The organism is Salinivibrio sp. AR647 (genome assembly GCF_001995415.1).
Lineage (GTDB): Bacteria > Pseudomonadota > Gammaproteobacteria > Enterobacterales > Vibrionaceae > Salinivibrio > Salinivibrio costicola.
Genome location: NZ_MUFE01000003.1, coordinates 66,808 through 87,777, shown reverse-complemented (window position 1 = coordinate 87,777; position 20,970 = coordinate 66,808). Strand labels below are relative to the sequence as shown.

General features: G+C 49.0%; 26 protein-coding genes and 1 tRNA gene. 6 read left to right on the top strand and 21 right to left on the bottom strand.

Features of this window, described 5'->3' with window-relative positions:
* Positions 1–6 precede the first annotated feature (6 nt).
* The 9 genes from BZG76_RS04370 to BZG76_RS04330 form a co-directional block, all read right to left on the bottom strand.
* Positions 7–804, bottom strand: coding sequence for a flagellar basal body L-ring protein FlgH (locus BZG76_RS04370; protein WP_443216187.1), 798 nt, complete (start codon positions 802–804; stop codon positions 7–9).
* A 24-nt stretch (positions 805–828) separates the two neighbouring features.
* Positions 829–1,617: a flagellar basal-body rod protein FlgG gene (gene flgG / locus BZG76_RS04365; protein WP_021023038.1), complete on the bottom strand. Its 789-nt coding sequence runs from the start codon at positions 1,615–1,617 to the stop codon at positions 829–831.
* Positions 1,618–1,639: 22 nt separating this feature from the next.
* The gene (locus BZG76_RS04360; protein WP_077460296.1) at positions 1,640–2,389 is read right to left on the bottom strand and encodes a flagellar basal body rod protein FlgF; all 750 of its coding nucleotides are present in this window, start codon (positions 2,387–2,389) and stop codon (positions 1,640–1,642) included.
* Between the two features lie 171 nt (positions 2,390–2,560).
* Entirely contained in the window at positions 2,561–3,874 is a 1,314-nt protein-coding gene (gene flgE, locus BZG76_RS04355; protein WP_077460295.1) for a flagellar hook protein FlgE, read from the bottom strand.
* A 24-nt stretch (positions 3,875–3,898) separates the two neighbouring features.
* Complete coding sequence (gene flgD / locus BZG76_RS04350) at positions 3,899–4,642, bottom strand: flagellar hook assembly protein FlgD (RefSeq protein ID WP_077460294.1); 744 nt, start codon at positions 4,640–4,642, stop codon at positions 3,899–3,901.
* A 14-nt stretch (positions 4,643–4,656) separates the two neighbouring features.
* Positions 4,657–5,070, bottom strand: a complete 414-nt coding sequence (flgC, locus tag BZG76_RS04345; RefSeq protein WP_021023034.1) for a flagellar basal body rod protein FlgC — start codon at positions 5,068–5,070, stop codon at positions 4,657–4,659.
* Between the two features lie 3 nt (positions 5,071–5,073).
* On the bottom strand, positions 5,074–5,469 hold the full coding sequence (gene flgB, locus BZG76_RS04340; protein ID WP_021023033.1) for a flagellar basal body rod protein FlgB: 396 nt from the start codon (positions 5,467–5,469) through the stop codon (positions 5,074–5,076).
* A gap of 186 nt (positions 5,470–5,655) precedes the next feature.
* Entirely contained in the window at positions 5,656–6,483 is an 828-nt protein-coding gene (locus tag BZG76_RS04335) for a CheR family methyltransferase (protein ID WP_077460293.1), read from the bottom strand.
* Positions 6,484–6,509: 26 nt separating this feature from the next.
* Complete coding sequence (locus tag BZG76_RS04330; RefSeq protein WP_077460292.1) at positions 6,510–7,433, bottom strand: chemotaxis protein CheV; 924 nt, start codon at positions 7,431–7,433, stop codon at positions 6,510–6,512.
* A 123-nt stretch (positions 7,434–7,556) separates the two neighbouring features.
* Between BZG76_RS04330 and flgA the strand changes: the two genes are divergently transcribed.
* From flgA to BZG76_RS04315, 3 genes are all read left to right on the top strand, one after another.
* Positions 7,557–8,249 carry a flagellar basal body P-ring formation chaperone FlgA gene (gene flgA / locus BZG76_RS04325; RefSeq protein WP_077460291.1) on the top strand — a complete coding sequence of 231 codons (693 nt, stop codon included), beginning with the start codon at positions 7,557–7,559 and terminating at the stop codon, positions 8,247–8,249.
* Between the two features lie 88 nt (positions 8,250–8,337).
* A complete protein-coding gene (gene flgM, locus BZG76_RS04320; protein ID WP_021023029.1) occupies positions 8,338–8,661 on the top strand; it encodes a flagellar biosynthesis anti-sigma factor FlgM in 324 nt (107 codons plus the stop codon).
* A 15-nt stretch (positions 8,662–8,676) separates the two neighbouring features.
* The gene (locus BZG76_RS04315) at positions 8,677–9,111 is read left to right on the top strand and encodes a flagella synthesis protein FlgN (protein WP_077460290.1); all 435 of its coding nucleotides are present in this window, start codon (positions 8,677–8,679) and stop codon (positions 9,109–9,111) included.
* 210 nt (positions 9,112–9,321) lie between these two features.
* On the opposite strand, the gene BZG76_RS04310 is transcribed toward BZG76_RS04315, so the two are convergent.
* Together BZG76_RS04310 and BZG76_RS04305 are read right to left on the bottom strand one after the other, a co-directional pair.
* Positions 9,322–9,756, bottom strand: a complete 435-nt coding sequence (locus tag BZG76_RS04310; RefSeq protein WP_077460289.1) for an LPP20 family lipoprotein — start codon at positions 9,754–9,756, stop codon at positions 9,322–9,324.
* Positions 9,757–9,781: 25 nt separating this feature from the next.
* Positions 9,782–10,417, bottom strand: a complete 636-nt coding sequence (locus BZG76_RS04305; RefSeq protein WP_077460288.1) for a FlgO family outer membrane protein — start codon at positions 10,415–10,417, stop codon at positions 9,782–9,784.
* Between the two features lie 211 nt (positions 10,418–10,628).
* Between BZG76_RS04305 and BZG76_RS04300 the strand changes: the two genes are divergently transcribed.
* Together BZG76_RS04300 and BZG76_RS04295 are read left to right on the top strand one after the other, a co-directional pair.
* Positions 10,629–11,762, top strand: a complete 1,134-nt coding sequence (locus tag BZG76_RS04300; RefSeq protein ID WP_077460287.1) for a flagella assembly protein FlgT — start codon at positions 10,629–10,631, stop codon at positions 11,760–11,762.
* 50 nt (positions 11,763–11,812) lie between these two features.
* A tRNA-Arg gene (locus BZG76_RS04295) sits at positions 11,813–11,888 on the top strand.
* Positions 11,889–11,922: 34 nt separating this feature from the next.
* On the opposite strand, the gene BZG76_RS04290 is transcribed toward BZG76_RS04295, so the two are convergent.
* From BZG76_RS04290 to glyA, 9 genes are all read right to left on the bottom strand, one after another.
* The gene (locus BZG76_RS04290) at positions 11,923–12,417 is read right to left on the bottom strand and encodes a phosphatidylglycerophosphatase A (protein WP_077460286.1); all 495 of its coding nucleotides are present in this window, start codon (positions 12,415–12,417) and stop codon (positions 11,923–11,925) included.
* Complete coding sequence (gene thiL, locus BZG76_RS04285) at positions 12,404–13,393, bottom strand: thiamine-phosphate kinase (protein ID WP_021023023.1); 990 nt, start codon at positions 13,391–13,393, stop codon at positions 12,404–12,406. The genes BZG76_RS04290 and thiL overlap by 14 nt, the downstream gene beginning before the upstream one ends.
* A gap of 62 nt (positions 13,394–13,455) precedes the next feature.
* The gene (gene nusB / locus BZG76_RS04280; RefSeq protein ID WP_021023022.1) at positions 13,456–13,920 is read right to left on the bottom strand and encodes a transcription antitermination factor NusB; all 465 of its coding nucleotides are present in this window, start codon (positions 13,918–13,920) and stop codon (positions 13,456–13,458) included.
* A complete protein-coding gene (ribH, locus tag BZG76_RS04275; protein WP_021023021.1) occupies positions 13,920–14,390 on the bottom strand; it encodes a 6,7-dimethyl-8-ribityllumazine synthase in 471 nt (156 codons plus the stop codon). Before ribH ends, nusB begins: the two co-directional genes overlap by 1 nt.
* 122 nt (positions 14,391–14,512) lie before the next feature.
* Complete coding sequence (gene ribBA, locus BZG76_RS04270; protein ID WP_077460285.1) at positions 14,513–15,622, bottom strand: bifunctional 3,4-dihydroxy-2-butanone-4-phosphate synthase/GTP cyclohydrolase II; 1,110 nt, start codon at positions 15,620–15,622, stop codon at positions 14,513–14,515.
* A gap of 10 nt (positions 15,623–15,632) precedes the next feature.
* A complete protein-coding gene (locus BZG76_RS04265; protein WP_077460284.1) occupies positions 15,633–16,295 on the bottom strand; it encodes a riboflavin synthase in 663 nt (220 codons plus the stop codon).
* A 4-nt stretch (positions 16,296–16,299) separates the two neighbouring features.
* A complete protein-coding gene (gene ribD, locus BZG76_RS04260) occupies positions 16,300–17,430 on the bottom strand; it encodes a bifunctional diaminohydroxyphosphoribosylaminopyrimidine deaminase/5-amino-6-(5-phosphoribosylamino)uracil reductase RibD (RefSeq protein ID WP_077460283.1) in 1,131 nt (376 codons plus the stop codon).
* Entirely contained in the window at positions 17,427–17,876 is a 450-nt protein-coding gene (gene nrdR, locus BZG76_RS04255; RefSeq protein WP_021023017.1) for a transcriptional regulator NrdR, read from the bottom strand. Before nrdR ends, ribD begins: the two co-directional genes overlap by 4 nt.
* A 172-nt stretch (positions 17,877–18,048) precedes the next feature.
* Complete coding sequence (gene glyA, locus BZG76_RS04250) at positions 18,049–19,299, bottom strand: serine hydroxymethyltransferase (RefSeq protein WP_077460282.1); 1,251 nt, start codon at positions 19,297–19,299, stop codon at positions 18,049–18,051.
* A 553-nt stretch (positions 19,300–19,852) separates the two neighbouring features.
* On the opposite strand from glyA, the gene BZG76_RS04245 reads away from it, so the two are divergent.
* Entirely contained in the window at positions 19,853–20,470 is a 618-nt protein-coding gene (locus BZG76_RS04245; protein WP_077460281.1) for a YitT family protein, read from the top strand.
* 143 nt (positions 20,471–20,613) lie between these two features.
* On the opposite strand, the gene glnB is transcribed toward BZG76_RS04245, so the two are convergent.
* On the bottom strand, positions 20,614–20,952 hold the full coding sequence (gene glnB / locus BZG76_RS04240; RefSeq protein ID WP_021023014.1) for a nitrogen regulatory protein P-II: 339 nt from the start codon (positions 20,950–20,952) through the stop codon (positions 20,614–20,616).
* Between the last annotated feature and the right edge of the window lie 18 nt (positions 20,953–20,970).

Genomic DNA, 20,970 nt, shown 5'->3' with positions numbered 1-20,970 from the left:
ATAGGGCTACAAGGTGACATTAAAGAATCGTGCCAACCAGCCTTGTTCTTGGGTATCTTGTCGCTCGCCGGTACCGGAATATTGAATTCTGGCATTGGATATACGGGTTGAAGCAATGGTGTTATCCGGACCAATATCGGCGGGTCGAATGGTACCGCTCAAGCGAATGTATTCATCGCCTGAGTTCAGCGTTAACCATTTTTCGCCGCGCACCATTAAGTTGCCATTGGCCAACACATTAATCACTTGTACCGAAATAGAGCCTTGCAGACTATTACTTTGATCTGCCGATGAAGAACCCGTTGATGAATTATCATTGCTCACTTCATACGACAAGGTGCGCTCGCCAATGGTGATTTCTTCCCCTCCTAAGGACAGAGGATCCATGCTCAAGTCGTTTGACTTGGCCAAATCGGAGCTCGCACTTTTTTGAGCCTGAGTGTTTTCCTCAAGCATGACCGTCACGATATCCCCAAGTCCACTGGGTTTTGAGCCATTATATAAATCACGCTGTTGGCTGGTATTAAACAAAGATCCTGTCGCCGTTGCATAGTGCTCCGGAGGCTGTTGCGGGCGAATCGGAGACCAAGACGGATCGTCAGCTTTGGGATCTTCACGCTGACGTAACAAACCAATCAAGCCCTCACCTTCCGGTGTTGTATCGCCTTCAACCGCATCCGTGGTCGAGGTGGCTTGGTCGAGATCACTGCCTGTATCTTGCTGCCCCGGCAATGAACAACCGCCCATCCCTAGGAGCGTGGCAAAGAAAAGGCCCGATATTAATCCACGTTGCACCGTCATCATTGCCCCCTTATACCTTCACCATGCTTATAACTGTTGATTTACGTAACTGAGCATCTGGTCAACGGATGAGATAACTTTAGAGTTCATCTCATAAACACGTTGGGCTTCGATCATATTGACCAGTTCTTCGGTCACATTGACGTTTGAAGTTTCGAGCATCGATTGTTTTACTTCGCCAAACCCATTCAGGCCTGGTACGCCTTCTTGCGGATCACCACTGGCGCCTGTGGGTAGGTAGATATTCTGACCAACCGGCTCCAAACCACCTGGGTTAATAAAATCCACCGTCGTGATTTGACCCAAGACTTGGTTTTCTTGCTGACCGCGCAAACGGACAGAGACTTCGCCATCCGTGCCGACAGTCACCTGTACAGCATCATCCGGTATCGTGATTTCAGGCTCCAGTGTATAGCCCGACCCTGAGGTAACGATAGTCCCCTCATCGTTGAGGGTGAACTGACCATTGCGTTGGTAACCCATGTTGCCGTCGGGGAGCAACACTTGGAAAAAGCCATCGCCTTCGATCATCATGTCGAGCGCATTGTCTGTTGTTTGTACATTACCATTGGTATGGACACGCTGAGTGGCAACGACCTTTGACCCTGCCCCCAACATCAAACCACTCGGCAGCTCTGTGTTCTGAGATGATTGGCCGCCCGGTTGATTAATGTTTTGATAAAAAAGATCTTCAAATACCGCGCGTGACTTTTTAAAACCGACCGTTGATGCGTTGGCTAGGTTATTCGAAATCGTCGAAATATTAGTTTGCTGCGCATCAAGTCCGGTTTTGCTGACCCATAATGCTGGATGCATAATTACTTCCTCTTAATAAACCTTAGCCAAGCCGCAATAACGATGAAGACGACTCGTCCATTTTTTCTGTGGTTTTCATTAACTTCACTTGCATTTCAAAGTGACGTTGCAAGTCAATCAGCCCCGTCATTTCACCCACTGCGTTAACGTTACTGCCCTCTAAAGCTCCCGTTTGTAACGTCACACCTGCATCCGCTGGAAATACGGTGCCAGGCTCTTTGGGCTTAAATACCCCATTTTTATCTTTGAAAAGGTCTTGGTTATCTGGGCGAACGAGTTTAATTCTATCCACCACTTCCATAGCATCAGGCGGCGCCCCCTGGGGCAATACCGAGACGCCCCCCTCTTTTCCGACTTCAATTCTTGCCGCCGGCAAAGGAATAAAGATCGGCCCGCCATTTTCACCCAAAATGAGATTGCCGTTACTGTTCTGAAGTAACCCAGTTTGATCCACTTTCAAGTGACCGGCACGGGTGTAGCCTTCTTGGCCTTGGCTGTCTAATACCGACATCCAGCCTTCACCTTGAACGGCCACATCAAGATTACGGCCGGTTGTGATGGTGGAGCCTTGCTCGAAGCTATAACCAGGTCGCTCAGTCATATTAAAAACTCGGCTTGGTAATCCCTCACCGTAAGCTTGCATAGAGCGTGACTGCTCAAGATCAGCTCGGAATCCCGTGGTACTGACATTGGCTAGGTTGTTGGCGCGCAACTGCATTGCCTGCATATCTTGCTTAGCGCCACTCATGGCGAGGTATAACGCGCGATCCATATTGGTTGCCTCCACAATCGTTCTGTAGGTAACAAAGCAAGGAGCGTGCCATTAATTAAATGCATGTTTTTTTCAGAAAGATAGAAAGAGAAAATCAAAAAAGGGGAGATAAAAGAAGCAAACGAAGGCGAGGACTTGCCGCCTGACGGGCAGGCGGCAATAAAAGCGAGCTTAACGGATTTGCAAGATATTCTGTTGCATCTGGTTACTCACTTCCAGCGCTCGCGAGTTCGCTTGGAAATTACGTTGCGCGGTGATCAAATCGACCAGCTCTTGAGTCATATCGATATTAGATTGCTCAATGGTCCCGCTTTTCACTTGACCAAATGCGCCTTGCATCGCCTCACCAAAAATGGGATCGCCCGAGTCTTGGGTGATATCCCACTGGGTGTTACCCACCTGTGCTAAGCCTTGCTGGTTGGCAACACGCACCATGCCAACCCGGCCTAATGCGATGTTTTCACCATTACTGTAGGTCGCCATAATGGTCCCTTTCGGATCAATATCGACCTTGGTCAAATAGCCTGTCGTCGCCCCATCATCAGAAAATTTGCGCATCTCAAACGGCGCGGCATACTGAGTCGGGTTATCAAAGTTGAGCGTGAGCTGCTGATCACCGTTGGCACCGTTCATCTCTAATCCAGCGCCTGTTGGGCCCAAGGCATCGGTCACGATCGGATTACCGCCATTAATATTGTTCACTGAACCATCTGAGTTAAAGTCGATGGTGTGACCAACCTGTCCAGTGGCATTGGTTGAATTGCCACCTTGGATATTCACCGGCTTTTCACCTTCAGGATCCGTCATGGTGTAATACACAGACCAGCTATTGGGATTGGCCGGATCGTTACCTTTCACATAATACGTCGACAACTTATACGGCTGACCAAGCGAATCATAAACCGTTGCAGAGGTTTGCTTGTTGTAGGTTTCAGGGTCTTCAAAATTAAACTGGGTCGGATCTTTTTGCGCACCGCCAGCTGGTAAGTTCAAACCAATATCAACATTTTGTGACGCACGAGGCTGACCAAACTGATCCGGTACATTAAGAGACTGAGGCTCATAAGAAGAGACCTGCTGGGTATCAGGATCGACATTGTAACCGAGCAAGTACTGACCTTCGGAATTGATAATGTCGTTATTTTTATCAAGGTGGAAAGCACCGTTGCGGGTTAAATGGTAATCATTGTTTTGCAGCTTGTCATTTGACACACCGAAGAAACCATTGCCGCTAATCCGCAAATCGAGCGGATTATTGGTATAAATACTCGAGCCTTCGTGGAATTGCTGCGCCACGGTCGATGTTTGAACACCTGTGCCGTTGGTAGTCTTCGAGTTTGAGAAGATCGACGTCGAATACACATCACCAAACTCTGCGCGAGATTCCTTAAAGCCATAGGTATTGGCATTAGAAATGTTGTTACTGGTGGTGTTCATGTCTTTCTGGGCCGCACCAAGGCCACTTAACGCAATATTAAAACCCATTGCTTTTCACTCCTAATAAATCGGTCAGCCTTTCGTCACATTACCGACGTCGGCATTACCGACCTCTAGCACTTCAGCCAGTTTCATCGGTGAGGAAAAGCCAGCAATATTTAACATCACATTGCCACCACCATTCCCCAGCAAAACACTGTTCACATTGGCATAGGTGGACACATCAAACTCTTGTGTCTGTCCATCAACCATGCCACTCACCTTGAGCTTGTAAGTGCCCTCCGGCATAGGATTGCCGTTGTCATCCATCCCATCCCATTCGACGCGATGATCACCTGGTGGTTTGGCACCCATACTGAACGTTCTCAATAGTTGTCCTTGTTCGTTCTCAATTCGAACACTGACATTATCTAGCGCTTGAGGCAGCTTCACCATGCCCGCGACACCGCCCGTTTCACCTTTCACACCGGTGGAGCCGGGAACTAGCACGTCACGCCCTACTAACGATGACGCTTGTAATGCCTGGTTGGACGTAATCGACTCATTGAACGTATCAAACTGCTTGTTCATTTTGCCGATGCCCTCTACCGTGGCAAACGACGCCATCTGCGAGATCATCTTGTCGTTATCGACAGGTTTGGACGGATCCTGCTGTGACAGCTGCTTGGTGAGCAATTTGAGAAAGTCTTCCTGTTCGAGTGCTTGCTTACCCGTGGTCGAGTCTTGCTTCTCTTGCAGTTTTTTCTCTTGCTGCGCCTTTAGCTGGTCAATGTAGGACAGTCCGTTACTTGAACCTGTACCGTCAATTCCGGCCATCTTCGCCTCCTACATTACTGACCCATCTGAAGCGTACGCATCAGCATTTGTTTACTCGCATCGGCCACCTGAACATTGGTTTGGTAAGATCGCGACGCAGAAATCATGTTCGCCATCTCTTCCATCACATTCACGTTCGGTTTAAAAATATACCCCTCGTCATTCGACATCGGATGGTTGGGGTTATATTCCGCGCGTAATGGTTTCTGGCTCTCGACAATACCATCAATGTTGACCGGCACACTTTCGCCCTGCTGCTTAAAGCGATTAAGCTCCGCAGAGAAAATCGGATGCCGTGCTCGGTATGTCTCTTCAGCAGAGCTACTCACCGAATTGGCATTGGCCAGGTTGCTTGATGTGGTGTTCAATCGTACTGATTCGGCGCTCATGGCCGATCCCGACACGTTAAAAATATTAAACAAACTCATCGATTATTTCCCATTCAATGCCTTCTTCATATTCTTGAACTTAGAGCCAAGAAAATCGAGTGAGGCCTGGTATTCCAGTGCGTTCTGCATGAACAAATTCTTTTCTAGCTGCGCATCAACCGTATTACCATCGCCCGTATCCGGCTGTGATGGGACACGGTACTTTTTCTCTCCGGTCACCCGGCTAGAGGCAGCGATGTGCCGCTCATTGGTGCGACTTAGGCCAATACTTGCCTCGGAGCTTGCCGCCTTGAGCGCGCGTTGAAAGTCAATATCTTGCGCTTTGTAGCCTGGCGTGTTGGCATTAGCGATATTGCTAGACAAGGTCTCTGCCCGCTTTCCTCTTACGCCAACGGTGTGCTGGTGCACACCCAATGCATTGTCAAATGTAATCGCCATGGACAACCTCCGAATTCTTACTGAATAGAATAAAGCAAACAAAGTGCCAAGTTTCGATTTAGCACTGTTTTTTAAAGTGAACACTAGGTAGGACGCGGGTTCGAAGCACTCATACTTCGACATAATGCAGCGAGGAGGCAGGTGTTAAACAAAAAAGCGGCAAACACTGTGCCGCTTTTTAAAATACTATTTTAACTTGTAGATGATGCCTGGATTACAACGGATCATCTCAAACTTATCGGTTAAACCAGTGAGTGACTCCGACGCCCCGAGAATAAGATACCCACCGGGGTTAAGCGCCCCTGCCATTTGATTAAGCACCTTGGCTTTCATATCCGGAGAAAAGTAAATCAAGACATTACGACAGAAAATAATGTCGAACTTGCCCAGCAAACTGTAGCTTTCCATCAGGTTTTGCGGACGGAAAGTCACCATTCGCTTGATATTGTCTTTGATCCGCATTTTGCCGTCACCCACATCTTCAAAAAAAGTGCGGCGACGCTCTGGAGATAAACCGCGGCCCAACGCTAAGTTGTCGTAGATGCCCTGCCGACACGCCTCTAACATCGACGTGGAAATATCTGTCGCGGTAATACTGACACTGCTCAGCATCCCAGGTTTTCGCTGCTGTGTTTCTGCGACCGTCATGGCAATCGAATAAGGCTCTTGCCCCGATGAACTGGCTGACGACCAAATTTTGATTGGTTTACGTGCTTTCGCCAGCTCTGGAAGTAAACGATGTGCCAAGACTTCATACGGATAGGTATCACGAAACCATAACGTCTCGTTGGTCGTCATCGCATCAATGGCCGCGACAGCTAATTCACGATTTCGTCCAGTGATGACCGACTTGACCAGCTCCGACAGTGACGCCAAGCCAAATTTATTCACAAGTGGGCTCAGGCGGCTACGCACCAGATACTGTTTACTGTCTCCGAGTACGATCCCACACTTGGACTCGAGATGCCTACAGAAGTCTCGATATTCTTGATCACTGATTGCTACATTTGTCATTAATTCACTCAATCGCTCTGGTTACGTTACGACTTAACCGCTTCAAGGACGGTAGATCCCAGCTCATCTGGATCGAACTTAGCGATAAACGAGTTGGCTCCGACGCGCTGAACCATCGCCTCGTTAAAAACCCCACTTAGTGATGAGTGCAATACTACATGAAGATCTTTAAGACTCGAATCTTTTCTAATCTCAGTTGTGAGCGTGTACCCATCCATTTCAGGCATTTCGATATCGGATATCACCAAGGCTAACTGGCTATAGATACTCCCCTCTGCAGCCATTTCTTTCAGCTTATCGAGCGCTTCTTTGCCATCTTGCACGAGGATAACGTCATAGCCGACACTTTCTACAGCACGTTTCACTTGTCGACGCGCGACACTGGAATCATCCGCTACCAAAACTTGACTAGGCGCGCTTTCCTCTCGCTCTTCACGTTTTGACAAGACTTCTTCACTGATTTCCTCATTCACTGGGGCGATTTCGTTGAGGATTTTTTCGACATCAAGCACTTCAACCAGCTCATTATCGATTTCAGTGACGGCTGTCAGATAATGCGAGCGGCCCGTTCCCTGTGGCGGGGGCAGTATTTTTTCCCAATTCATATTAACAATGCGCTCAACAGAACCCACCAAAAATCCTTGCATGGATCGGTTGAACTCTGAAATGATCACAAATCGATTTTCAGGATCGGGAATAGCTGGCCCACCCGTTGCAAGGCTCATATCAATGACAGAGATCGTTTGACCTCGAATATGGGCCACGCCTTTGACAAGAGGATGCAAATTCGCCATCGCCGTCAATCGCGGACACTGCAAGACCTCTTTGACTTTAAAGACATTAATGCCAAAGCGTTGGTTTCTCATCAGGCGGAAAGTCAACAACTCTAAGCGGTTCTGCCCCACCAACTGCGTACGTTGGTTGACCGAATCAAGAACACCACCTGTCATAAGATAAACTCCATATTGCCCCATTTTTTTTGTAGAGTAGCATGGTAATCATAGTGGGTAATCACATGACTCTCGAGAAAGAAGGGAAATTTCTTCTTTGTCCGCTACCGATGGTTTGGAACTATGTCCAAGATATTACGCTTATTTAGCGTCACTTTGCTCGCAAGCTTTAGCCTAAGTATAGCCGCTGCAACAGTAAGTCAAATTGAAGCGGTACAAGATGCAGCAGAAAAACATGTTGCAGACATTATTTCTGTGCCCAAAAACGGCAAAATCGATATTACAGCAGGTAATCTGGATTCTCGCATGCGTCTAACAGACTGCCCTGTTCCTTTGGATACCGATGTGCCTGGACGACAGCAGCTTAATACGTCGGTTACTGTGATGGTGTCTTGTGATCAAGACAACTGGCAAGTGTACATTCCGGTTAAGATTGAGCTGATGACACCCTCGGTCGTGGCGAAGCGGCCTCTTAATCGTGGCATGACTATTGCTTCAAATGATCTTGCCATTCAAATGGTAAATAGTCGGTTTCAACGCGGTAGAACCTATACTCAGCCCGCCCGCTTGATTGGTTCCAAAGTCAAACGGACGGTGGGCATGGGCGAACCGATCAGCAGTAGTGATGTCTGTGCGGTGTGTCGAAATGATGACGTTTTAATCACTGCACAAGGAAACGGACTCAATATTGTTGCAAAAGGCACGGCATTAAGTGATGGAGCGCTAGGTGAGCAAATAAAAGTCAAGAACAACAAATCTAAACGTCTCGTCGATGCTACAATCTCAGCGGTCGGCGAAGTAACGGTTAATTTCTGACTTTTTACGTCTCAATGCTAAAGTAACTGCAAAATGTGCCGATATGCTGAGCGACGGACTCAAAAGCGACTGACAGTAAGGCAATGTTATGGCGAGTATTGATCAACTACGTGGTAACCAGCAAGCGCTGACCACCACACGAAACACCAGTAACCAGACCAAAACACAAGAGACACAAGGCGGCGCGGTCCGTGAACAGCAGGGAGTGAAATCTCAAGACGATGCTGTTTCATTAAGCCAACAAAGCCAGAAGATCGACAAAATGAATCAAGAAATGGCCGCCGAGCCCCACTTTGATAGTGCGAAGGTTGAGCAAATCAAGCAAGCGATTGCTAACGGTTCGTATAGAGTGGATGCTGACAAGCTGGCTGCCAACATGATGCGCTTTGAGAATGATCTAAACGAAAGCTAAGCTGACGGAGTGGTTATGAGTCCTACTGCGCCTTTAATGACGCTTGTCGAGCAACAGCGTGAGTGTGTTCAAGCGCTGCAAACGCTCCTTGAACAAGAAGCCAGTATCATCGCGAGCCGTGTATCGGATGATATCGAAGCCATCGCGAAAGAAAAACAGGCGTTAATCAATGAAATCCAGCGAAATGATGCGCAAATCAGTCGTCACTCTGAACGTGATTCACTCCATCATGACGAAACCATGCGTGAGCACATCAGCGCGATCCAAACGTGTTTGTCCACCTGTAAACAGCAAAACGAAACCAACGGCGTTGCATTGCAACGAGCCAGCTTAAGCATTCATCGTCTGCGCAACTTGTTCCAAGAAAGCGGTGGCAAATCAGAGCTGACTTACAACCAAGACGGCAATGCATCAGGGAGAAAAACACTCGGCACTAACATCAAAGCCTAAAAAGCGTTGTCTATCTTCCCCTCGCCCCCTCTCTAAGCCTGCGCGTCAAATATTTGTCATCGATTAAAGCTTCAACCGTCCCAACGCGAAAAACAGATTAAGCAACGGTCGTTTTTAATCACAATCAATCAGCCAACTAAAAAAGCGAGCACTTGGCCCGCCTTATTGTCGTGGTTCACGCACATATTATTGAAAAATCAGACAACGCCATTAGAAGATAATAGAGTTGTTGGTTGGCACCTGCTGTGACTCACCATAGCGTTTCATTTTTTGCATTGTATCTAGGTTCAGTTCGAGCTCTGTGACGTAACTATCACCAACTTTGTAACTCGCCACCACTTCGGCGCCGCGAATAATGCCATCGACGGCGCCTTGTGTGCTGTCACGACCTAAACTTTGATCGTTAACGCTCGCACGGCTGCTTATCTGCAATCCATAAACTTGCTCGCTCAACTCTTTGTAGGCGTCCACTTTAGACGCGCGCATTGCCCGTGTTTCTTTGTCTTCTTGGGTCGCACCTTGTTGGGCGCTGATCGAGGCCATGCCAACCGCCGAAATAATGCTTTCTTCTTTCATTCTGGTAAGAGGCTGACATGCAGAGAGCATCAATAATGCGGCGAAAAGTAATCCATGTCTTTTAAACATTTATCTACCTTACTCTTTTCCTGTGCTAAGGCTTTAGTACGACGGTTTCACGTTTCATGCGGTTTTGATCGTCGCGAATGATCACACCATCACGTTTACGCACCTTGTACAAGCTATCGATATCACGGCCAATCCGGTCCGCGGGTAAAAACCCTTGCGCTGAGGCGACAACCACACGCGACTCCATACCGATAACACGCGCATTGACGAGCACCCCACCGCCTTGACGCAGCATGGTGCCTGTTAATACATAGTCGATTTGCTGCTCAGGATCGAGCTCCTTCCAATCACGGCTGATGGTGAAATCACCTTCTTCTGTGACCCGAATAGCGCCCGTTGACTTAAAGTCTACCACCGTAAAACCACGTCTTTGCATCTGGTAAATCAACCCTTCGGTGACAGTGTTCCCTAACCAGTTTGTTTCGCCCATATTTTGCAGATCGACAAACGAAGTCACGGCCAGCGGTGTGCGTGCCGTCAAATAAGCATTCGTCGCTAAAAGTTCATCCGCCATGCTATTTAAAAAATAGTCGAGTGTGTGGCGTGGCCGCTGCTTAAGAAAAAACTCACTGCCTGAATACGGCTCTTTACCGTTATAAATAGGCGTATAAGCACAGCCCGTTACCAATAGCGCTACTATCGCCACTATCCACTTTTTCATCGTATCATGCTCCGCGCTCAGTCATCGATGTGAGACAAGTGTGTTATCTAGTGTATCGGTCAATGTCGTCAAACCTTTACCTTAGATTGCTCATTCTCATTTAGGAACACAACTTGCATCAGCGTCTTTGCGTCATCTTATTGGTAGGCCGTTACCCTACGCGTTAATAAAGTTAAAGCAATTTCCGTACCCACTAAGTGAGATCTTGACTATGAAAACCCTTTTGGCGCGGTTAACACTGGTTGTTAGCTTTGTTGTCACTCCGTTCACGCACGCTGCCTGGTATGAGGTATCCGCCAGTTCCCCTATACTCGAAAGCCAGCAAGCGGCGCGCGTGCGCGCACTCGAAGCGGCAACTTTTGACGCCATTCGTTTTGCGGGTGCCGATGTGGGGAGCCTTCAGCAGCTCAAACGTTTTTATACACAAGTAAAACCTGACTATCTATTTAGCGGTAACGCGGTGCGCGAGGTGCAAGTGCTGGAGGAAGGCACGCAAGGTGGCAATTATGTGGTTAACCTGCGGCTAGATATCTACCCCTCGGCAAACGCTTGCCACAAAACCCAGTATAAAAAAGGCATAGTGTTAACCCGTTTCCCCATTATGTCGCCACAGCAGGCAGCGTTAGGTGGGATCTATCAATTCGGTGATGACTTTTCAGTTCTGTTGAGCCGTGAAGTTAAACAGCATGCACAAAGTTTTGTGGGACGCGGGATCGCCAATGTTGATGTATCACCCAATATGCCAAACGCGATTACCATGCTGGCGGACGACAAAGACGCGCAGTTTGTTGTGACAGGTGCGATCACCGACTTATCTGCCACCACGGATGATAGTGGCTTCGGCAAAGCTAAAAATAATCGACAATTAGCGGTCAATGTACAAGCGATGGACAGTGAGAGCGGGGAAGTGATCTTCCAACGCCGCTATCGTGATATCGCGCAATGGCCGTTTGAGCGACACAGCCAAGTCGATACGCAAACGGCACGGTTTTGGCAATCACCCTATGGGCAGATGGCGCGCCGGATGAGCCGAAATATTTTGTTGGATCTCGAGTCTTCACTGGCTTGCCGTGCCAGTAAGCCTAAAATAGTGTCATTAAAAGACAATATTGCGCAAATTAATGTAGGCCGTGTGAATGGTGTACAGCAAGGTGATCAATTAAACCTATGGCATGTCGCTTCTTTCACTGATGATTTAGGGATTGTACGCACTCAGCGCCGCAAAAGCGGTATCACCCTGACCGTGGCTCGCGTGTATGAGAGTAGTGCTGAAGCTGTGATTCAGCCTCAAACCTTAACCGGCAGCATTCAAATTGGCGACATAGTGACCAAAGGGCTTAACTAAATGAAAACAGGCGCTTAAATCGCGCCTGTTTTTACGTATAATGGCCGCACGCTCTCATAGCTCAACAGGATAGAGCAGTCGCCTCCTAAGCGATCGATCGGGGTTCGAGTCCCTGTGGGAGCGCCATCCTTACTGCATGATTAATACTGAATGAGTCATGCTAAAAAAGCGTAGGCATGTAGGTCGTTAAGAGCCACAAGCTTAGCATCGCCATCACTCCGGCGAGAATATCATCCACCATGATGCCGATACCGCCATGAACATGTTTGTCTAACCAGCTAATTGGCCAAGGCTTTGCCATATCGAACAGGCGGAATAAAATAAAACCAGCCAATACCGTTTTCCAATCTGTTGTGGGGACAAGCGCCATCGTCAACCAGAAGCCGACAAACTCATCCCAAACAATCGCACCATGATCATGGACTTGCATGTCTTTAGACGCACGCCCACAGATGGCAATCCCTGCGATGCCGCCAACAATAATGGCGATCCAAAGCCCAACAACCCCACCAAAAGTGACCAGCGCCCAATAAAACGGAATCGCAACTAACGTACCGACTGTGCCGGGCATTATCGGCGATAAGCCACCGCCAAACCCGAGCGCCAATAAGTGGATAGGATTAGACAACGATAAACGGTATTTAGGATCCGTCACAATTTGACTCCTTAAAATGATCCCAACCTGTCAGCGTCCAATCAAGTGGCTGACCTTGTGAAACTAACTCAAGCGCACGGTGGCCATTAATTTGGCCAATACGCTGCACCTTAGTGCCACTGTGTTTTAATGCTGTATCAAGTGTGCCACGATGCATTTCTGGGACAGTAAAGCAAAGTTCATATTCCTCGCCACTCGTCAGGGCCATTTTTTGTGCGGCTGTTTCGCTATCAACCTCTGCGAGTAAACGTTCAGAAATCGGCAGCCGTGTGACCTCAATTTGCGCCCCGACATCACTGGCTTGGAGAATATGGGTTAAATCTGCATACAAACCATCAGAGATATCGATAGCAGCCGAAGCAATGCCCCGCAGTGCCTGCCCGGCAGCTACGCGCGGTTGAGCGCGATAATGATGGTTAATCAAGCGATTAGCACGCGCCTCATCAACGATGGGTTTGCCAAGCACATAAGCAAGCCCTGCCTGGCTTTCACCTAGCGATCCCGTGACATAGATCCAGTCGCCAGGTTTGGCGCCTGAACGCGTCAGTGCCTGCCCTTTAGGCACATGGCCATGCAACGTCATGGTAATGCTTCTTGGACCTCGCGTGGTATCGCCCCCGATTAACTGAACCTGAAAGTGTTCAGCCAAAGCAGAAAATCCCTGACAAAAACCGGCCACCCAGGCTTCATCAGAATCGGGCAAGGTTAGAGCGAGCGAGCACCAAGCTGGCATCGCACCCATTGCGGCAAGATCACTTAAGTTAGAGGCTAAGGCTTTGTGAGCAACGTCGGATGCCTTGGCGGAAGGAAGAAAATGCGTGCCCTCGACTAACGTATCTGTGGTGACCACGAGTTGGCAGCCGTCTGGCACCTCAGTGATCGCACAATCATCGCCAATACCTAAGGCGACATCTCGACGGTTAACCGGTTGACGTGCGAAATAATCGCGAATCAAATCAAATTCGTTGCGCGTCATAAAAACTATTTATCGGATTAGATCAATAAAAAGGCCAGCATGGCTGGCCTAGTAAGGAGGGATTAACGTAACCGAGGATACGCTTTATCCAAGACACCATTAACAAATTTATGGCTGTCTTCCGCACCAAAGCGTTTAGCCAACTCAATGGCTTCATTGATGACCACTTTATAAGGGACATCATCGCATTTGATCAGCTCATACATCGCAAGGCGCAATAAGGCGTGCTCCATGTCGTCAAGATCCTGTAATGGACGAGACAAATACGGACGCATCTTACTATCAAGTTCTTGATGGCTGAGCGCAACACCACTGAACAGCGTACGAAAATACGCAACATCTGTTTCAGGATCGCGAAGAAGTGGCTCTGTTTTCTGGTGCTCATCTTCTTCTTCGTATTTATCTGCGGCCAAAAACTGCGCTTCAATATCAGCGACATTCCCTTTTGCGATTTGCCATGTGTAAATGGCTTGCAATGCAAATTGGCGAGCATTACGCCGTGCGGCTGGTTTCACTTTAACCCCCATTAGGATTCAATCTGGGACAGAACATTCACCATTTCAAGCGCGCTCAGTGCAGCCTCTGCCCCTTTATTACCAGCCTTGGTACCTGCGCGTTCGATCGCTTGCTCAATGGTGTCTACCGTCAGCACACCAAAAGCAACTGGGGTTTCATACTCCAGAGCTACTTGTGCCAACCCTTTGTTACATTCTCCGGCAACATAGTCAAAATGCGGTGTGCCGCCGCGGATCACTGAGCCTAGCGCGACAATCGCATCATAACGACCGCTTTTCGCCAACTTTTGGGTCACCACAGGCAACTCGTAAGCACCGGGACAACGGACCACGGTAATATTATCGTCGTTGACTTGGCCTTGGCGCTTCAGTGCGTCAACCGCACCATCTAGCAAACTCTCATTAATAAAGCTATTAAAGCGAGAGATAACAATAGCAACCTGCGCATTGGGCGCGGCAAATGCACCTTCGATTACGTTCATGAGCCTTCCTGTGACTTGCTTTCCGGAATGAGAAACCGCGCGATTCTAGCATACTTTTTACCATTGACACCATGCTCAGTGTCTTGGGAAAAGCGCCCGAGCCTCATCGCTTCTCTCAGTATTTATTCGGTCACGTATTCAACCACGTTCAGGCCAAAGCCTGACAGGGCGTGATAACGCTTTGTCGATGAAGAGAGCAAACGCATTTGTTTCACGCCCAGATCGGCTAATATCTGTGATCCAATTCCGACTCGGCGTGACGTGCCCTGCCATTTGGCACCTGCTGGTTTCTCACCTTTATCTTGCGCTTCAAACGCTTTGACTTTACTGATAATGGAATCAGGCGTCTCTTCTTTCCCCAAAATAACCAACACACCGCCTTCTTCACTGATGCGCTTCATCGCACGAGTCAGCCCCCAGCTGCGCTCAGCAGTACGATCGGAGCGAAGTAAATCGGTAAACGTATCTTGCAGATGAACCCTTACCAATGTCGGATCGGTGCTAATCTCGCCTTTACGCATCGCGTAATGAATTTGGTTATCAATGGTATCCCGGTAGGTTACCAGATCAAACTCACCAAATTCGGTCGGCAGGGTACAGGCGGCAACTCGCTCGATGGTCGTTTCGTTTAAATTACGATACTCAATCAGATCGGCAATGGTGCCAAGTTTAATACCATGCTTGTCACAAAACACTTCTAAGTCAGGACGACGCGCCATGGTGCCGTCTTCATTTAAGATCTCAACAATCACCGAGGAAGGGTTAAAACCGCCTAGGCGCGCCAGATCACAGCCCGCTTCTGTATGACCTGCGCGAGTCAGTACACCGCCCTCTTGCGCCATGAGCGGAAAAACATGCCCAGGCTGTACTAAGTCGGCGGCTTTGGCATCTGACGCCACCGCCGCTTGCACGGTGCGCGCGCGGTCGGCCGCCGAAATGCCAGTGGTCACGCCTTCGGCCGCTTCAATCGAGACCGTAAAGGCGGTGGAAAACTGCGCATTGTTATCTGACACCATCAAGGGCAATCCAAGTTGCAGACAGCGCTGTTGAGTCAGCGTTAAACAAATCAAACCACGCCCGTGGGTCGCCATAAAATTGATCGCTTCTGGCGTAATGGCTTCTGCTGCAATGATCAAGTCGCCTTCATTTTCGCGATCTTCGTCATCCATCAATACCACCATCTTACCTTGGCGGATATCATCAATGATTTCTTGGGCGCTACTAATTGCCATCTTGGATTCCTTATTTCAAAAAACCGGAACGGGCGAGCGTTTCAAGACTCACGCCCGTTAATTGTGTCGGTTCAGCCGCTTTGTCTCCGAGCATCAATCGCTCAAGGTAACGGGCGATGACATCGACTTCAATGTTCACCTTACGCCCCGAAGCAAAGTGCTGAATTGTCGTTTGTTCAGCCGTATGCGGTACGATAGTGAGCTTAAACGCACTGCCATTGACGTCGTTCACCGTCAGGCTAATCCCATCCACCGTAATCGATCCTTTCAACGCCACATACTTGGCAAGTTCAGGCGGTAATGCAATCCAGTACTCCCATGCACGTCCCGTTTGACTCACTGACGTCACTTCCCCTAGGCCATCCACATGCCCAGAGACCATGTGTCCGCCAAAACGCGTAGTCGGCAACATCGCCTTTTCCAGGTTGACGTTATCGCCAACAGACAAGATCCCGAGTGATGAACGCGCCAGCGTTTCTGACGACACATCGGCGCTATAACCGGTTGCGGTCAATGCAACCACGGTTAAACACACCCCATTGGTGGCGATGCTGTCGCCCAGTTTGACATCCGAGAGGTCGAGGGCACCACTCTCTATGGTGAGGGTCATGTCTTGGCCACGGCGAGTCAGCTTTTGAATTCGGCCCACCGCTTCAATAATTCCAGTAAACATCGTATTAATACTCTTGCGTGATGACCGCATGCTCCGAGAGCATTGCGATTAGGCGAACATCGTCACCGATAGGCGTCACGTGATTAAAATGAAAACGCGGTGCGTCATCCATACGTTGCAATCCGTCTAAAGCAATCAGCGGGCGGCTATCTGCCCCCAGCAATACCGGCGCTTGATAAACAATCAGCTCATCCACTAACGACTCAGTTAATAACTGATTCGCCAGCCTCGCGCCTGCTTCTACCCAAACCTTATCGATATCATGTTGTGCCAATGCGTGAAGGATAGCGCTGAGCGAAGCGTCGGGCATGACCCATTCGTGGACGTTATCCGGCCATATCTGACTACTTGGCATATCGACAATTCGGATCACCTCGCCCTCAAGCTGATAGACGGTCGCTTCAGGAGACGTTTTGTTATGTTTATCCAAGATCACGCGCGTCGGCTGGCGCAGTACTGATTGCGGGTAATGGTCGAGGATCTCAGTTGCAAGCTGGCTACGACGTATATTTAGGCTGGGGTTATCGGCTAATACCGTGGCGCTGGTCGATAAAATAGCGCTCGCTTGGGCGCGAAATGTCTGCACATCGGCGCGCGCTGGTTCACCCGTGATCCATTTACTTTGCCCATTTGCCAAGGCGGTGCGCCCATCAAGACTGCCCGCCAGTTTGAGCTGAACATAGGGCATCTGGGTTTGCATACGTTTAATAAAACCAGGATTCAGCGCTTTGGCCTGCTCAGCCATCACACCAACTACGACCTCAATACCGGCTTGTTGTAACCGCGCGAGACCGCGCCCTGCCACTTTAGGATTAGGGTCTTGCATCGCACAGACAACACGCGTGACCTTGGCGGCAACCAACGCATCACAACACGGCGGCGTGCGACCATAATGAGAGCAAGGCTCTAAGGTGACATAAGCCGTCGCGCCCACCGCGCGCTCCCCCGCTGCTTTTAAGGCGTGAACTTCGGCGTGTGGACCACCTGGAGCAATGTGAAACCCCTCGCCCACAATGTCATCACCGTGAGCAATCACACAGCCGACATTGGGGTTAGGCGTGGTGGTAAAGCGACCTTGGGCCGCAAGCGCTAATGCGCGCGCCATCATCGTTTGATCTTGGTGGCTAGTTGTCATTTTTGTAACCGTGCAATCTCTTCACCAAATTCGCGAATATCTTCAAAGCTATGGTAAACAGAGGCAAAACGGATATAAGCCACCTTATCAAGCTCCTTCAGTGCTTCCATGACCAAGTTGCCAACCATGGCTGATCCTATTTCTCGCTCACCCGTCGCTCGCAAACGCGACTTAATGCTATTTATCGACTTTTCGATATCATCCGTACTGACAGGACGCTTCTCCAACGCACGTTGAATACCGCCCCGCAATTTATCTTCGTCAAAGGGCTCTCGATTACCGTTGGTTTTGATCACCCGTGGCATGACTAATTCCGCTGTTTCAAACGTCGTATATCGCTCAGCGCACGCCAAACACTGGCGACGACGGCGAACTTGATGGCCATCAGCCACGAGTCGAGAATCGATCACTTTGGTGTCGGTAGCACCACAGAATGGACAGTGCATGCGCGTCGTCTCCTCAATATTGTCCTGCTAGTGTAACCGATTTGCGAGGATGAAAAAGCCTCTCTAAGGAGACGGAGTACGGGTTTTGTGTCTCAACTAGACTTCGTTCTCAGATAAATATAAAAAAGGCGCCCATAGGCGCCCATCTTTTTAGATAATCTGTATTGCTTTATTAAGCATATACCGGCAAACGACGGCAGATGGCTTGGACCTTCTCTTTGGTCTCTGCAATCACTTGCTCATTGTTGATGTTATCAAGCACATCACACATCCAATGCGCGAGTTGTTCGGCGTCTTGCTCGGTAAAGCCACGACGTGTAATCGCTGGCGTCCCCACACGAATGCCGGAGGTGACAAACGGGCTACGTGGATCGTTCGGTACACTGTTTTTGTTTACTGTGATGTTAGCGGCACCTAACGCGGCATCGGCTTCTTTCCCAGTAATGTCTTTATCAATTAAATCCACCAACAACAGGTGGTTGTCAGTGGAATCCGATACGATTTTATAACCGCGAGCTTGGAACCCTTTCACCATCGCACGTGCGTTATCAATCACGCGCGCTTGATAGGCTTTGAACTCTGGCTCCATCGCCTCTTTAAACGCGACGGCTTTACCCGCAATCACGTGCATCAATGGGCCGCCTTGGCCGCCAGGGAACACCGCAGAGTTAAGCTTTTTATAAATGTCTTCACCGGCGTTTGATAAGATCAAACCACCACGCGGACCTGCAAGGGTTTTGTGCGTCGTCGTCGTGACCACATGTGCGTAAGGCAGTGGATCGGGATAAACACCAGCGGCAATTAAGCCAGCCACGTGTGCCATATCCACCAAGAACCAAGCCCCGACTTTATCTGCAATCTCACGCATGCGTTTCCAATCAACCACTTGTGAGTATGCAGAAAACCCGCCAATGATCATTTTTGGCTTATGCTCGAGTGCAAGCTGCTCCATTTGCTCGTAATCGATTTTACCGGCTTCATCGATACCGTAAGGGATCACATGATAATGCTTGCCGGAAAAGTTAACTGGCGAACCATGGGTTAAGTGACCACCATGCGCCAAGCTCATACCCAGTACCGTATCACCAGGGTTTAGCAGCGCCATGTAGACCGCGCTATTCGCCTGTGAGCCAGAGTGCGGCTGAACATTGGCATACTCACAGCCAAAGAGTTGACAAGCACGCTCAATCGCCAAGGCTTCGGCTTTATCCACGTATTCACAGCCGCCGTAATACCGTTTACCAGGGTAGCCTTCCGCGTATTTATTGGTCAGTTGAGAGCCTTGCGCTTCCATCACGCGCGGGCTGGTATAGTTTTCTGACGCAATCAGTTCAATGTGTTCTTCTTGACGCGTACTTTCTTCTTCCATCGCCGCAAACAGCGCTGGGTCATAATCCGCGATATTCATGTCACGCTTTAGCATTGGTCTCTCCTGACTTAACATTGGCGGGCAATCACCCATAAAGCGAACGCTAGGATCCGATAGGCCACCTAGCAACAATTAGTCTCGGTGTGATGTTTTAGATCACGCCCTGGCTTAATCGCTTTCACCTTCGAATCAAAGCGATTAAGCCAAGGCAACATCAAACGTTTGACTCACTTACGCAAACGTTTTCGTTACCGCCATGACTGCGTTTGCTATTCTACAAAAATTCCCTTCAATCAGGTAGCCTGGGGGATGATTTTTTTATTTAAAACCTGGCTGTTTTGGCTTGTATCACGGCGCAGCAGCACGCTATCCACTGTAAACACTTTACAGCGGAGTATCATAATAATGACAATCAAGACGCAGGTTATTTACGTTGTCGACTGTTTCCCAAGCCTCATTGGCGATAGAATGCGCGCCCGCACCCGCAGGCACTCGTCGCCAGTGCCCATTAACCTTTTTTTAACCGCCAGCCTATTGGGTTTTGGCGGGGCTTTTGTTGCTAACACGTTTTTGTTTTTATCACGCTAATTAAGTAGGGAGAAGCCGTGTGAGCCAGTATCAACACAGCTTTAAAGAAGACATTATTGCTATCGCCTCGGGCGCGTTTTTAGTCGCCCAGGGGGTATTTTTCTTGCAACAGGCCGGACTCTTAACCGGGGGGACCACAGGCCTGGCGTTATTAGTCAGCCAATTTACCGACCTATCGTTCGGTACTTTGTATTTTCTTTGCAATTGCCCGTTTTATGTAATGGCTTGGTTTCGTATGAGTCCGCGATTTGCATTACGCAGTTTACTTGCCGGTGGCGCCGTATCGGTGATGGCTGATCATATTGCCTACTTTTTTCAAATCACTTGGCTGGCCCCCGCCTACTGTGCGGTGATTGGTGGACTATTGATGGGCGTCGGTATGTTGATGATTTTCCGCCATAATGCCAGCTTAGGCGGTTTTAACGTACTGGTGCTCTATTGTCAGGACAAGTTTGGGATCTCGGCAGGAAAGCTACAAATGGGCATCGACTGCACCATTCTCGCGTTATCTTTCTTCCTTATCGATCTGAACCTGCTGATGTGGTCTGTGGCCGGTGCGATTGTACTCAATTTAGTGTTAGCGATGAACCACAAACCGGGACGCTATCAAGCGCATCCGGCCAATCGTGGCGCGTAGACAGTATCTACACCGAGCATACGCTATCTACACCGTTAATACAGTATCTACACCGTAAATACAGTATCTACACCGTAAATACAATAAAGCCAAGCATTACGCTTGGCTTTTTATTGCTTGCCGTATTGGTCTAACCCGTGAAATTAAATCGCTTCTTCGTCTTCTTCGCCGGTACGGATACGCACCACACGCTCAACGTCAAAGACAAAGATTTTACCATCACCAATTTTGCCGGTTTGCGCGGTCTCAATAATGGTATCGACACATTGCTCAGCAACATCGTTAGACACCACTACCTCCAATTTCACCTTAGGCAGAAAGTCCACCATGTATTCGGCACCACGATATAGTTCAGTGTGGCCTTTTTGACGACCAAAACCCTTTACCTCTGAGACGGTCATCCCTGTAATCCCGACGTCTGCCAGCGCTTCGCGTACGTCATCGAGTTTGAATGGCTTGATGATGGCTTCAATTTTTTTCATTCCGTTATCCTTCTCGTT

Excerpts from the sequence above, each read along its gene's own strand:
- BZG76_RS04300 (WP_077460287.1), top strand. The coding sequence starts at position 10,629 with ATGAAAACCCTTTTGGCGCGGTTAACACTGGTTGTTAGCTTTGTTGTC.
- ribH (WP_021023021.1), bottom strand. The coding sequence starts at position 14,390 with ATGAACGTAATCGAAGGTGCATTTGCCGCGCCCAATGCGCAGGTTGCT.
- flgC (WP_021023034.1), bottom strand. The coding sequence starts at position 5,070 with ATGAGTTTGTTTAATATTTTTAACGTGTCGGGATCGGCCATGAGCGCC.
- nrdR (WP_021023017.1), bottom strand. The coding sequence starts at position 17,876 with ATGCACTGTCCATTCTGTGGTGCTACCGACACCAAAGTGATCGATTCT.
- thiL (WP_021023023.1), bottom strand. The coding sequence starts at position 13,393 with ATGACGCGCAACGAATTTGATTTGATTCGCGATTATTTCGCACGTCAA.
- flgM (WP_021023029.1), top strand. The coding sequence starts at position 8,338 with ATGGCGAGTATTGATCAACTACGTGGTAACCAGCAAGCGCTGACCACC.
- BZG76_RS04265 (WP_077460284.1), bottom strand. The coding sequence starts at position 16,295 with ATGTTTACTGGAATTATTGAAGCGGTGGGCCGAATTCAAAAGCTGACT.
- BZG76_RS04335 (WP_077460293.1), bottom strand. The coding sequence starts at position 6,483 with ATGACAAATGTAGCAATCAGTGATCAAGAATATCGAGACTTCTGTAGG.
- BZG76_RS04370 (WP_443216187.1), bottom strand. The coding sequence starts at position 804 with ATGATGACGGTGCAACGTGGATTAATATCGGGCCTTTTCTTTGCCACG.
- ribD (WP_077460283.1), bottom strand. The coding sequence starts at position 17,430 with ATGACAACTAGCCACCAAGATCAAACGATGATGGCGCGCGCATTAGCG.
- glyA (WP_077460282.1), bottom strand. The coding sequence starts at position 19,299 with ATGCTAAAGCGTGACATGAATATCGCGGATTATGACCCAGCGCTGTTT.
- flgA (WP_077460291.1), top strand. The coding sequence starts at position 7,557 with ATGTCCAAGATATTACGCTTATTTAGCGTCACTTTGCTCGCAAGCTTT.
- BZG76_RS04310 (WP_077460289.1), bottom strand. The coding sequence starts at position 9,756 with ATGTTTAAAAGACATGGATTACTTTTCGCCGCATTATTGATGCTCTCT.
- flgE (WP_077460295.1), bottom strand. The coding sequence starts at position 3,874 with ATGGGTTTTAATATTGCGTTAAGTGGCCTTGGTGCGGCCCAGAAAGAC.
- ribBA (WP_077460285.1), bottom strand. The coding sequence starts at position 15,622 with ATGGCAATTAGTAGCGCCCAAGAAATCATTGATGATATCCGCCAAGGT.
- glnB (WP_021023014.1), bottom strand. The coding sequence starts at position 20,952 with ATGAAAAAAATTGAAGCCATCATCAAGCCATTCAAACTCGATGACGTA.
- BZG76_RS04315 (WP_077460290.1), top strand. The coding sequence starts at position 8,677 with ATGAGTCCTACTGCGCCTTTAATGACGCTTGTCGAGCAACAGCGTGAG.
- nusB (WP_021023022.1), bottom strand. The coding sequence starts at position 13,920 with ATGGGGGTTAAAGTGAAACCAGCCGCACGGCGTAATGCTCGCCAATTT.
- flgD (WP_077460294.1), bottom strand. The coding sequence starts at position 4,642 with ATGGCCGGAATTGACGGTACAGGTTCAAGTAACGGACTGTCCTACATT.
- BZG76_RS04360 (WP_077460296.1), bottom strand. The coding sequence starts at position 2,389 with ATGGATCGCGCGTTATACCTCGCCATGAGTGGCGCTAAGCAAGATATG.
- BZG76_RS04305 (WP_077460288.1), bottom strand. The coding sequence starts at position 10,417 with ATGAAAAAGTGGATAGTGGCGATAGTAGCGCTATTGGTAACGGGCTGT.
- flgG (WP_021023038.1), bottom strand. The coding sequence starts at position 1,617 with ATGCATCCAGCATTATGGGTCAGCAAAACCGGACTTGATGCGCAGCAA.
- BZG76_RS04330 (WP_077460292.1), bottom strand. The coding sequence starts at position 7,433 with ATGACAGGTGGTGTTCTTGATTCGGTCAACCAACGTACGCAGTTGGTG.
- flgB (WP_021023033.1), bottom strand. The coding sequence starts at position 5,469 with ATGGCGATTACATTTGACAATGCATTGGGTGTGCACCAGCACACCGTT.